General features: G+C 78.0%; 2 protein-coding genes. Both read right to left on the minus strand.

Features of this window, described 5'->3' with window-relative positions; all coding sequences use genetic code 11:
• Positions 1-171 precede the first annotated feature (171 nt).
• Entirely contained in the window at positions 172-399 is a 228-nt protein-coding gene (locus J7523_RS20155) for a DUF6458 family protein (RefSeq protein ID WP_046529821.1), read from the minus strand.
• A 109-nt stretch (positions 400-508) separates the two neighbouring features.
• Positions 509-1,987, minus strand: coding sequence for a hypothetical protein (locus J7523_RS20160; RefSeq protein ID WP_291890548.1), 1,479 nt, complete (start codon positions 1,985-1,987; stop codon positions 509-511).
• Positions 1,988-2,152 lie beyond the last annotated feature (165 nt).

A 2,152-nucleotide genomic window follows, 5' to 3' on the forward strand; every position in this document is an offset into this window, starting at 1 on the left:
CCCCCGCCCCGGTCGGGGCCGGCTCCACGGGCGCCCCGCCGGTCGCGAGCGGTGACGCCGACGCCCCGCCGGTCGGGACCGGTGACGCCGACGCCCCGCCGGTCGGGACCGGGCGGGGCGTCGGGCGGGGGTCGTCCCGCGGGCGGGACGGCGGGACCGTCGTCCGGGGCGTCAGGCCACCGGGGGAGCGGGCGGCTCCTCGCGGTGCTCGACCACCTGGCGGTGCGTCGTGTTGGTGCGCTGCGCGTTGAGCGCGATCGCGAGGATGAGCGCGAGCACGCCCGCGCCCATGCAGATGTAGCCGATGACCGTGAGGTCGACGCCCTCGACCCGGTCGGACACGCCGAACGAGAGGATCGCCCCGATCACCAGGAGTGCGATGCCGCCACCGATGCCCATGTCGCTCCTTCGTCGTACCGCGTCGCGTGGGCCACGGCGGACCACGCGGTGGTCCAGGAGTCTGCTGCCGATCGGGGTGGTCCGCACCCGGAGCGCGTGCGGCGCGGTCCTAGGTGCGGATCTCGGACCCCGGGTCGCGCGTCGGCGGCTCGCCCCCCGGGCCGGCCAGGGCGAGGGTCGCGTCCCCGGCGCGGTCGGTCGTGACGAGCCAGTGCCGGGCCGTCGTCGTGCACGCCGCGACCAGGGATCCCGCGGGCAGCGCCGAGGCCACCGCGCGGCTGGTCCCCCCGGGCACCGGGACGAGGTGCTGCTCGGCGTACAGCCGGGCCGCCGCACCCCGCAGCGACTGCGTGGTCCAGCACCGGCAGCGCGTCGTCTCGTCACGCAGCGCCGCGAGCGAGCGTCGGCGCCGACGGAGCATGCGTGACGACCAGATCCGGTGCCGCACCAGCCGCGTCAGCGTGACGGCCGCGAGCGCGGCGAGCGGCGTCACCGTCCACTGCACCGTCGTGACGGCGTCGAGGGAGCCGGGCGTCGCGGCGGCGCGAGCGACCGCACCCGACGCCGGTCCCGCCGTCACCAGCGCGAGCAGCACGAGTCCGACGGTCCGCAGCCCCCGGGCCGTGTCCTTGCCGGCCGCGCGCGCACGTGCCACCCGGGTGCGGTCGGGGTCGACCAGGCCGAGGTCGAGGAGACGGAGGGACAGCGCGTCGACCAGGTGCGCACCGGGCACTGTGGTGAGGAAGGGGAACCCGACCGCGAGGACGAGTGCCAGCGGCCCCGACACGGCGCGCTCCGGCGTCATCGCCCCGGTGAGCGTGAACCACCACGTGAGCGCGGCCAGCAGGGCCGCTGCGACGCTCCCGGCGGCGATCGCCCGCCAGCGCATGCGCGGTCCGACGGCCGCCCGCAGCGTCGCCAGCCGCAGGTCAGGGGCGAGCCGCCACCGCACGGCCGCGAGCAGCATCGCCGCGCCGACGCGGTCGTCGCTCGCGACGAGACGTGCGACCGTCGCACGGGTCCGCGCCACCGCGACCTCCTGGTCGACGTCGTCGCACAGCGCCGAGGCCAGCTCGGCGGCGAGCGGCGCGGCGAACCGTCGGCCGCGCCGTCGCAGGTCGGCTGCGGCCGCCCGTGCGAGCGCGGGGGTGGTCCCGGGCGGGACCGCGGCGACGCGCTGCCACGCGTCCGTCGCGACGTCGTCGAGCCCGGCCTGCTCGGCAGCGGTCGCGACGAGCGGCAGCAGCAGCTCCTGCACCGCGGCCCCCTGCCGCGGCACGACCGCCAGCAGCCGCACCCGTGCACGCTCGTCGCCCTGGGCCGTCGCGACCGCGAGCCGCAGGACGTCCTCCCACCGCAGCCTGTCGCCGTCCGGGGCAGGCACGTCGTCCGGGCCGAGGAGCCGCTCGGCGACGTCGGCGCGTCCTGCCTGTAGCTCGATGGTCGCCCGCTCGACGGGGTCGAGCGCGTCGCCGGCCGTCACGGCCAGCACCGCGGCGACGTCCATCTCGCCCATGCGCTCCGCCGCCTGCGCCCAGGCGGCGGCGAGGTCGCGTTCGCCCCAGCGTCGGTCGTTCCCCGTGGTCACCCGGGCGACCCTAGCGGGTCGGGCATATCGGACAACCGCCGATCGGGGGACGCCGTCGGGACGCTCGGGGTGCCGTCGCCGCGCGCCACGGGTAGACACGACGCATGGGTGTCCTCCTCCGCTCCGCCGCGCTGGGCCTCGCCGCCGGCGGCCGCTCGTCCGTCG

Origin of the sequence: Cellulomonas sp., assembly GCF_017744555.1 — a bacterium.
GTDB lineage: Bacteria > Actinomycetota > Actinomycetes > Actinomycetales > Cellulomonadaceae > Cellulomonas.

Coding starts and splice junctions, on each gene's coding strand:
- J7523_RS20155 (WP_046529821.1), bottom strand. CDS start 399: ATGGGCATCGGTGGCGGCATCGCACTCCTGGTGATCGGGGCGATCCTC.